Origin of the sequence: Bacteroides caecicola, assembly GCF_023337095.1 — a bacterium.
Taxonomy (GTDB): domain Bacteria; phylum Bacteroidota; class Bacteroidia; order Bacteroidales; family Bacteroidaceae; genus Phocaeicola; species Phocaeicola gallinarum.
Genome location: NZ_JAMBLM010000029.1, coordinates 1 through 6,093 on the forward strand (window position 1 = coordinate 1; position 6,093 = coordinate 6,093).

Annotated in this window: 7 protein-coding genes; 4 read left to right on the forward strand and 3 right to left on the reverse strand. The window is 45.4% G+C overall.

The annotated features are described in order from the left end of the window. The first annotated feature begins 272 nt into the window (after positions 1 to 272). From M3085_RS13765 to M3085_RS13775, 3 genes are read left to right on the forward strand one after another with little or no spacing between them, the layout of a single operon-like run. The gene (locus tag M3085_RS13765) at positions 273 to 1,160 is read left to right on the forward strand and encodes an electron transfer flavoprotein subunit beta/FixA family protein (protein WP_178257644.1); all 888 of its coding nucleotides are present in this window, start codon (positions 273 to 275) and stop codon (positions 1,158 to 1,160) included. 6 nt (positions 1,161 to 1,166) lie between these two features. Continuing rightward, entirely contained in the window at positions 1,167 to 2,186 is a 1,020-nt protein-coding gene (locus M3085_RS13770; protein ID WP_178257643.1) for an electron transfer flavoprotein subunit alpha/FixB family protein, read from the forward strand. Positions 2,187 to 2,188: 2 nt separating this feature from the next. Continuing rightward, entirely contained in the window at positions 2,189 to 3,895 is a 1,707-nt protein-coding gene (locus M3085_RS13775; protein ID WP_191710098.1) for an acyl-CoA dehydrogenase family protein, read from the forward strand. 77 nt (positions 3,896 to 3,972) lie between these two features. Here the strand turns inward: M3085_RS13775 and M3085_RS13780 are convergent, their stop codons facing one another. Continuing rightward, on the reverse strand, positions 3,973 to 4,338 hold the full coding sequence (locus M3085_RS13780; RefSeq protein ID WP_191710099.1) for a hypothetical protein: 366 nt from the start codon (positions 4,336 to 4,338) through the stop codon (positions 3,973 to 3,975). A 3-nt stretch (positions 4,339 to 4,341) separates the two neighbouring features. Continuing rightward, a complete protein-coding gene (locus tag M3085_RS13785) occupies positions 4,342 to 4,887 on the reverse strand; it encodes an RNA polymerase sigma factor (protein WP_249053322.1) in 546 nt (181 codons plus the stop codon). Between the two features lie 131 nt (positions 4,888 to 5,018). Here M3085_RS13785 and M3085_RS13790 point away from each other — a divergent pair, with 131 nt between their 5' ends. After that, positions 5,019 to 5,417: a DUF6249 domain-containing protein gene (locus tag M3085_RS13790; RefSeq protein ID WP_249053323.1), complete on the forward strand. Its 399-nt coding sequence runs from the start codon at positions 5,019 to 5,021 to the stop codon at positions 5,415 to 5,417. A gap of 413 nt (positions 5,418 to 5,830) precedes the next feature. Here M3085_RS13790 and M3085_RS13795 read toward each other — a convergent pair. Next, the coding region (locus M3085_RS13795; protein ID WP_249053324.1) for a hypothetical protein at positions 5,831 to 6,093 on the reverse strand (263 nt) is incomplete at its 5' end.

The following is a 6,093-nucleotide window of genomic DNA, read 5'->3' on the forward strand; positions in this document are numbered from 1 at the left end:
AAAAAAATTATAACCCGCCATGCTGGGCTATATAACTCACCAGGCCGGGTTATATAACCCACTAAGGTGAGTTGTACAACCCGGCTTGGCGGGTCGTAGAATTATTCTGTAAGAAATCGGATTGCCAGCCTGTTCCAATCGGGTTTATGTGTCGTCCGAACTTTAAAATATGTTGAAGCGCGGCATATATTTTTCTGTTTATCTTTTTCGTAATCTGAATCTTTCATTAAATTTGCCGTCAGATAAATTTCTAAATCTTAAATATTAATCGAATGAATTTGAAAATTGTAGTTTTGGCTAAGCAAGTACCCGATACACGTAACGTGGGGAAAGATGCCATGAATGCCGACGGAACGATTAACCGTGCGGCGCTTCCGGCTATCTTTAATCCGGAAGATTTGAACGCTTTGGAGCAGGCGCTTCGGCTGAAAGATGCGCATCCCGGATCTACGGTGACTATTCTGACTATGGGACCGGGACGTGCTGCGGAGATTATCCGTGAGGGATTATACAGAGGTGCAGACAATGGTTATCTTTTGACCGACCGTGCGTTTGCAGGTGCCGATACGTTGGCTACTTCGTATGCACTGGCAACGGCTATCCGCAAAATTGGTGAATACGATATTATTATAGGTGGTCGTCAGGCTATCGACGGCGATACGGCTCAGGTGGGTCCGCAGGTGGCAGAAAAGTTGGGTTTGCCGCAGGTTACTTACGTTGAAGAAATTCAGGAAGTGGCTGAGGGACGCATCCGCGTAAAACGCCATATCGACGGGGGTGTTGAAACGGTGGAAGCTCCGCTGCCTATCGTGCTGACGGTGAACGGAAGTGCGGCTCCTTGCCGTCCGCGTAATGCAAAACTGGTGCAGAAATACAAACGTGCGCTGGGCGGACAGGAAAAAGCGGCTCTTACGAAAGACGGAGCTACGTTGGCTTATGCTGACTTGTACGAAAAACGTCCGTACCTGAACTTGGTGGAATGGAGCGTAGCCGATGTAAACGGTGATACCAAGCAGTGTGGCTTGTCGGGTTCTCCTACCAAAGTGAAGAAGATTGAAAACATCATCTTCCAAGCAAAAGAGAGCAAGACGATAAGCGGCAGCGATGCGGATGTAGAAAATTTGATTATTGAATTATTGGCTAACCATACAATAGGGTAAAGTATTATGAATAACGTATTTGTATATTGTGAGATGGAAGGCAAGCACGTTGCCGATGTGAGTCTCGAACTTTTGACAAAAGGTCGTAAGTTAGCCGATGAATTGAGCTGTCAGCTTGAAGCTATCTGTGCGGGTAGCGACCTTGCGGATGTAGAAAAACAAGTTTTGCCTTACGGTGTCGACCGCGTTCATGTGTTCGATGCTCCGGGGCTGTTCCCTTATACTTCGCTTCCTCATACGTCTATCCTCGTCAATCTGTTTAAAGAAGAAAAACCGCAGATTTGTTTGATGGGAGCAACGGTTATCGGTCGTGACCTCGGTCCGCGCGTTTCTTCAGCGTTGACCAGCGGTTTGACTGCCGACTGTACGCAGTTGGAAATCGGTAACCACGAGGACAAGAAAAACGGCATCACCTACGAAAATCTGTTGTATCAGATTCGTCCGGCATTTGGCGGTAACATCGTGGCAACGATTGTCAACCCCGAACACCGTCCGCAGATGGCTACCGTCCGCGAGGGTGTGATGAAGAAAGAAATCGTAGACGAGAACTATAAGGGTGAAGTAATCCGTCACGATGTGGCTAAGTATGTTCCCGAAACCGATTACGTAGTGAAAATCATCGACCGCCACGTAGAGAAAGCTAAACATAACCTGAAAGGCGCTCCGATTGTGATTGCCGGAGGTTACGGTATGGGAAGCAAGGAAGGATTCGACATGTTGTACGAACTGGCAAAAGAACTTCACGCCGAGGTAGGAGCGAGCCGTGCGGCCGTTGATGCCGGATTCTGCGAACACGACCGTCAGATTGGTCAGACGGGCGTAACGGTTCACCCGAAACTGTACATCGCATGTGGTATTTCAGGTCAGATTCAGCACATTGCCGGAATGCAGGATGCAGGCATCATCATTTCGGTGAACAGCGATCCGAATGCGCCTATTAATACCATTGCCGACTATGTTATCAACGGAACGGTAGAAGAAGTGATACCGAAAATGATTAAGTATTATAAAAAGAACAGTAAATAAGAATGGCAAACTTTTATACAGAACATCCGGAACTCAAGTTTCACTTGAACAATCCGATGATGGAGCGTATCTGCGAACTGAAAGAACGCGGCTACAAAGACAAAGATGAATATGATTACGCACCGCAGGATTATGCTGATGCGATTGATTCATACGACAGAGTATTGGAGATTACCGGAGAAATTACGGGAGAAGTGATTGCTGCCAATGCGGAAGGTGTGGACGAGGAAGGACCTCACTGTGCGAACGGACGGGTGGAATATGCTTCGGGTACGAAAGAAAATCTCGACGCAATGGTTAAAGCCGGACTGAACGGCATGACGATGCCGCGCCGTTTTGGTGGTTTGAACTTCCCGATTACTCCGTACACCATGTGTGCTGAAATCGTGGCTGCTGCCGATGCCGGTTTCGGAAATATTTGGTCATTGCAAGACTGTATCGAAACGCTGTATGAGTTCGGAAACGAAGACCAGCACAGCCGTTTCATCCCGCGTATCTGTGCCGGCGAAACCATGTCGATGGACTTGACCGAGCCTGATGCCGGTTCTGACCTTCAGAGTGTGATGCTGAAAGCTACTTATGATGAAGCGAACAACTGCTGGCGTCTGAACGGTGTGAAGCGTTTTATTACGAACGGTGATGCGAACTTGCACCTTGTGTTGGCACGTTCGGAAGAAGGTACTCATGACGGTCGTGGTTTGTCAATGTTCATTTACGATAAGAACGATGGTGGAGTCGATGTTCGCCGCATCGAAAATAAATTGGGTATCCACGGTTCTCCTACCTGCGAGTTGGTTTATAAGAATGCTAAAGCTGAATTGTGTGGCGACCGCAAGTTGGGTCTGATTAAATACGTCATGGCGTTGATGAACGGTGCGCGTTTGGGTATCGCAGCCCAGTCGGTAGGTTTGAGTCAGGCAGCGTATAACGAAGCGTTGGCGTACGCAAAAGACCGTAAACAGTTTGGTAAGGCGATTATCGAGTTCCCGGCTGTGTATGACATGTTGGCTACTATCAAGGCAAAACTGGATGCCGGACGTGCATTGCTGTATCAAACAGCCCGTTACGTGGATATCTATAAGGCATTGGACGATATCGCCCGCGAACGCAAACTTACTCCCGAAGAACGTCAGGAGCAGAAACGTTATGCGAAGTTGGCAGACAGCTTTACTCCGCTGGCAAAAGGTATGAACTCTGAATATGCTAATCAGAATGCTTACGACTGTATTCAGGTACATGGTGGCTCAGGTTTCATGATGGAATATGCTTGTCAGCGTATCTATCGCGACGCCCGCATCACCAGCATCTACGAAGGAACGACTCAGTTGCAGACAGTGGCTGCCATCCGTTACGTAACGAACGGTGCTTATGCTGCAACGTTGCATGAGTATGAACAGATTCCGTGTGCGCCCGAATTTGAAGGTTATCTGAACCGCATCAAGGAAATGACTCGTAAGTTGGAGGCATGTACCAATGCGGTAAAAGAAGCTCAAAATCAAGAATTGCTCGATTTCGTGGCACGCCGTCTGTATGAAATGGCTGCCGTTAATGTTATGAGCCATTTGCTGTTGCAAGATGCTACCAAAGCTCCGGAACTTTTCGCTCAGTCGCTGAATGTATATGTAAACTACGCGGAAGCCGAAGTAGAAAAGCACTTCAATTTTATCCGTAAGTTTAAAGCTGAAGAATTGGATAATTATCGTAAATAAGGCTTTAATAGCTGATGTGTAAAATAATAAGGTTGCTCTTTACTTACTGAAGGGCAACCTTGTTGTTTTTTTAAGAATCATGATTTGCTTCCGAACTGTTTTCGCAACCACCGGTTGAATATTCCCAAAAGAAGCAGCGCAATCACCATCGGGAGGTGGAACAAAACATGCTGCGCGCTTGGAGCTGTATTTTTCAGTAGCTGCCACAAGCGTAATATCTGTTCGCTGTACATCCATCCTAAATAGCCTAAGCACCCGATAATCATCAACGAGACCGTAATCGCCCATGCGATGAAAATACGCTTTTCTCTGCGCTTCTCGCGCAAATATTCCGCTTCGCAGATACGGAGCATCGTTCGGTAGCTGAAATTGCTTGGCAGCTGTATTTGCGTTCTTCTGCCGGCGGCTTTTTTCAATCCTTTATCAGTTGTAACTTCTTTCATGGCTCAATCCTCTTGTTTCATTAATAAATAGAGCTTTTTACGGATACGGTGCAGCTTTACTTTTACGTTGCTTTCCGTTAAATGCAAGATATAACCTCTTTCCGCAATGGGTCTGTCTTCCTCGTAAAACAGGCTGATCAGTGCCTGCTCGTCGGGCGAAAGTCTGCTTATAGCCTCTTGCAGTCGCTGAATCTGCTCCTCATCTTCCGAGTTTAACGCCTCGTCTGCCTCCGTGTCAGACACCGTGTTCCACAGCCGTTCATCAAAAGACAGTACTTCGTTCGTTTTCTTTCGCAGTGCAGAAAGGGTCGTGTTGTAAGCAATACGGTATATCCACGTAGAAAAACTACTGTTTCCGTTAAACGACGACAAGTGTTCGAAGGCTTTCATAAAGCTGTCTTGCGTCAGTTCTTCGGCATCTTCCGGAGAATTGGTCATGCGGACAATCAAGTTGAAAACCTGTTGTCCGTATTTGTCAAGAAAGTAAGCGAAACGTTCCGTTTTCCCCGCCAATATGGAAGATATAATATGTAGTTCTTCATTTTCCATGATACCCGTTAGACGCATCTCGTTAGTAGAGGTTACATTTCTGTGGAAAAATATTTTTTATGCCGAAGTGTAACCTTGCCTGCGGTTTGGCGTCTAAAGGTGCAAAGAAACAAATTTAAAATTTAAGACGTATGAATGAATTAATGATTGTAGCAAATGTAGCTATCGTTTTCGGAGTAATTTATAAGTTGTTCGAACTCTTTGTCGGCAGAAAAGAGCGCATGATGATTATTGAAAAGTTGGGCGACAAACTGACACCCGACACTTTTAAAAACGGTATATTTTACCGCACCGGATTGTTTTCGTTCGGCGGACTGCGGATGGGATGTCTGATGATAGGTTTAGGCGTTGGCTTGTTGGTGAGGTATGGCATAATCTCAGCTACACAGTATTCTTATTTTGATGGGAACAGACCATACGAAGTAACATCGGTGGTTTACGGAGCTTGCGTTCTGTTAGGCGGAGGAACGGGTTTGGTGGTATCTTACTTAATTGAAAAGAAACAGCGTGAGGATGAGCACAATAAGTAGCAATTCTTTTTAAGGAGTAGATTGTTAATGCGGTTTAAACCCTGAATTTATATTCTTAAAATATGCTATAAAACACGGTTTCAGCGAGAAAAAATTTGCAGAAAAAGAAATCAGCCTTATCTTTGCACTGTGTTTTTCATAGTATTAGATTTAAGGTTTACAAAGGTTGGAGTACAGCGGTACTCCTTTTTTTATGTCCGTACGTATCGTAACTGTAAATGTATATAAGAGCCTGTTTAAATTTTCCGATTAAGTATTTTTATCCGCCCCTTTTTGAGTTTGTTTCCGGTCTGTTTCCCCGTTTTTACTCGTCAGATAGCCCGCTATCCTCCTCGCAAAAACAAAAAAACATCCTCGAAAACAATTCTCAAACTGAGGCAGAGCAAAATTTAAACAGGCTCTTAGTTTCCGAATTATATTTCATGTATTTCCCCCAAAAAACGCAAGCCGAAGCGTTGCCTGTTCCTACCGCATGGGACGGTTGACGCTCCGAATAGAAATTTTCGTCCTTCCGGGTAGAAATTTGCCCGTGTTTGTGCCGCATAAATAAATGTAATCGCGTACGCCCGTATATATAGATGTGCGGTTTTTCCTCCTTCGCTTGTCCCCTTCCAAAAAGTTTCCGTTGTAAAACCCTGTTTTACAGCATGTTTTCCGCGAATATCAAAAAAATATA

Coding starts and splice junctions, on each gene's coding strand:
- M3085_RS13765 (WP_178257644.1), top strand. CDS start 273: ATGAATTTGAAAATTGTAGTTTTGGCTAAGCAAGTACCCGATACACGT.
- M3085_RS13770 (WP_178257643.1), top strand. CDS start 1,167: ATGAATAACGTATTTGTATATTGTGAGATGGAAGGCAAGCACGTTGCC.
- M3085_RS13775 (WP_191710098.1), top strand. CDS start 2,189: ATGGCAAACTTTTATACAGAACATCCGGAACTCAAGTTTCACTTGAAC.
- M3085_RS13780 (WP_191710099.1), bottom strand. CDS start 4,338: ATGAAAGAAGTTACAACTGATAAAGGATTGAAAAAAGCCGCCGGCAGA.
- M3085_RS13785 (WP_249053322.1), bottom strand. CDS start 4,887: ATGGAAAATGAAGAACTACATATTATATCTTCCATATTGGCGGGGAAA.
- M3085_RS13790 (WP_249053323.1), top strand. CDS start 5,019: ATGAATGAATTAATGATTGTAGCAAATGTAGCTATCGTTTTCGGAGTA.